This window comes from Pseudoalteromonas sp. SWXJZ94C (assembly GCF_015864385.1).
In the GTDB taxonomy this organism is placed as follows: Bacteria; Pseudomonadota; Gammaproteobacteria; order Enterobacterales; family Alteromonadaceae; genus Pseudoalteromonas.
In genome coordinates, this window is sequence record NZ_JADYXF010000121.1 from 1 (window position 1) to 1673 (window position 1673).

Genomic DNA, 1673 nt, shown 5'->3' on the forward strand with positions numbered 1-1673 from the left:
ATTCCACCATATAGTTTCATACTAAGTTCCTCGAGGTACAGTTTATGTTTTGGTCAACACAACTGTATCGAAAAACTTGAGGAACTTTCTATATGATTATCAAATCTTGACTTCATACATCTACTTTCATCATGTTGAATTTAGAAAAATAAAGAAAATAACAAAGACACCCACTTTAAATAGTGGTTGTTAGCAACTGCGAAAAGCTACTCGCATAAATTAAAAACCATTCAGTAAAATTAAAACTGCAATTATGCAGATATTCTCATGCGCATAATTCAGGTTTAATAGGGCTAATGACTTATTTAATAGATGAAATGAAAGCGACCCAGTAATAAAAGATTAATTCTGAACCTGAAAAGCAAATTTAGTGGCACAGTTTTGTTTGTTCAATTAAAGTGGCTGTCCAGTTTGGTTCCCACAGTTTGGTTCCCAGTTTGGTTCCACCCTGTCGACCATCAATGAAAATAAATGATAAGAGTGAAGTGCTATATTACGATAACAGTAAGAACACTATTACCCATAAGTGGAATGTTGATAAACAACGTTGGAATAAAGTCAATAAAGTAAAAGGATAATAATGATGGATTTTAAACCTTTCCGTATAAAATTCTCTATGGTGGGTACCAACCCGCTTAATGATAAAAAGTTATTCACTGAACTGTTAGATGTAATTGAAAGCTACCCTGAGTTTGCGCCCCAATTCTGGAGCTTAGAAGAGCGAGGCAAGCTGCCTTACAACCGCGATAATATTTTAGATAAAATAAAAACCGTAGAGTTTGGGAGTTATGCGGATATTTATTTAAAACGTAATAAAGCGGCAAAGTACTTTGGGAGTATTGATGTCGGGCCAAAACAATATATAGAATTTGAATTTGATCCAAAACTAAACAGTAAACATTACCCAGCATTATTCGAGTTTGCAGATCGATTAGTACAGGTATTTAAACCAGATATCGCCTCAGTTCATGTTTTTAGACCTTACCCTGATGAGCCTTGGGAAAGCGAACGAGACGAGCATATCGAAATGATGGGTAAAGCCGCTTACTTAGCGCCCGTCGATTACTTTAAGGTTGGTCCTAAAGGATTAGCAATGCGCACTTATTTAGGCCCGCATTACGTGAAGCAGTTTGGTCAAGAATTATTACTGAGCACATCAAAAACGAAAACAGAGCTTCAATCTTGGGGTGGTATTCGCCTTGACTTATCAGAAGCACCTTGGGAATTAACAGAGCAAGCGCAAATTGAGCACTTTCAAACAGCCATGGCACATTTACGCCCAGCTAAAGTGTTTGCTGAGATGGAGGTTGACGTTGAGTATTGTGATATAGAGTGCACTAAGGCAAAAAACTGTACCATTGGTGGGTTAAATTATGTCTAAAGAGGTTGCGCTAGCGTTACTAGCGGATTCACGAGAGCAAGATAACGTTAAAGGTGTCGATATATCAGGGCTTGATTTAACGCAATGCGATATCAGCGAAACTTCAACTGAAATGCTTAAAGGTGAACGCGTTATATTACGTGGTGGCATTTTAGATTTAGCGTATTTTTTAGATGCTGACTTTACGGGCGCTAACCTTGAAGGGGCAAGCGAAAAAAATAAACTAGACACCCAACCTAAATTTGCACTTTCTAAGGTTAATGACTAAATTTTAATTAGTCTGAAAAGTGAG

The 1673-nt window shown here is 37.2% G+C and carries 2 protein-coding genes; both read left to right on the top strand.

Going from position 1 to position 1673, the window contains the following annotated elements; genetic code table 11:
- Window positions 1–580 precede the first annotated feature (580 nt).
- Window positions 581–1381, top strand: coding sequence for a hypothetical protein (locus I6F65_RS21270; RefSeq protein WP_197114818.1), 801 nt, complete (start codon window positions 581–583; stop codon window positions 1379–1381).
- Entirely contained in the window at window positions 1374–1649 is a 276-nt protein-coding gene (locus I6F65_RS21275; RefSeq protein ID WP_197114825.1) for a pentapeptide repeat-containing protein, read from the top strand. The genes I6F65_RS21270 and I6F65_RS21275 overlap by 8 nt, the downstream gene beginning before the upstream one ends.
- Window positions 1650–1673: the final 24 nt, after the last annotated feature.

Coding starts and splice junctions, on each gene's coding strand:
- I6F65_RS21275 (WP_197114825.1), top strand. CDS start 1,374: ATGTCTAAAGAGGTTGCGCTAGCGTTACTAGCGGATTCACGAGAGCAA.
- I6F65_RS21270 (WP_197114818.1), top strand. CDS start 581: ATGATGGATTTTAAACCTTTCCGTATAAAATTCTCTATGGTGGGTACC.